Here is a 288-nt window from a genome sequence, read left to right as displayed (position 1 = left end):
CAGCGTCCCACCAGCGCCCGTCGCCGAGGTGGTAGACCATCTGCCCGTGCGGTCGCCCACAGCCCTCGCACCGACCCTGCGCCCGGCCGAAGCGGATTGCCATCGACAGCTCGCGCCAGTCGATCGGGTAGAAGAAGCGGTGCTCGGGCCGGATCGGCATGGCAGCGGCAGTGCGCGGCCTCGGGTGAAGAAAGCGTAGCGGATGAACCACCTGCACGCTTATGCCCATGAGCCTTCAGGCAGCGTGAAGGAACGATCGCAGCGGGGCGCGTGCCGTTCTGCTGTGGA

1 protein-coding gene is annotated in these 288 nt (G+C 68.1%); it reads right to left on the bottom strand.

The window, feature by feature from the left end; all coding sequences use genetic code 11:
• The coding region (locus KZZ07_RS26815) for a hypothetical protein (protein ID WP_219519995.1) at positions 1 to 229 on the bottom strand (229 nt) is incomplete at its 3' end.
• Positions 230 to 288 lie beyond the last annotated feature (59 nt).

Source organism: Mameliella sp. CS4, from assembly GCF_019392335.1.
Classification (GTDB): Bacteria; Pseudomonadota; Alphaproteobacteria; order Rhodobacterales; family Rhodobacteraceae; genus Antarctobacter.
Note: the sequence above shows the minus strand (reverse complement) of the source record. Positions and strands in the feature narration are given on the sequence as shown.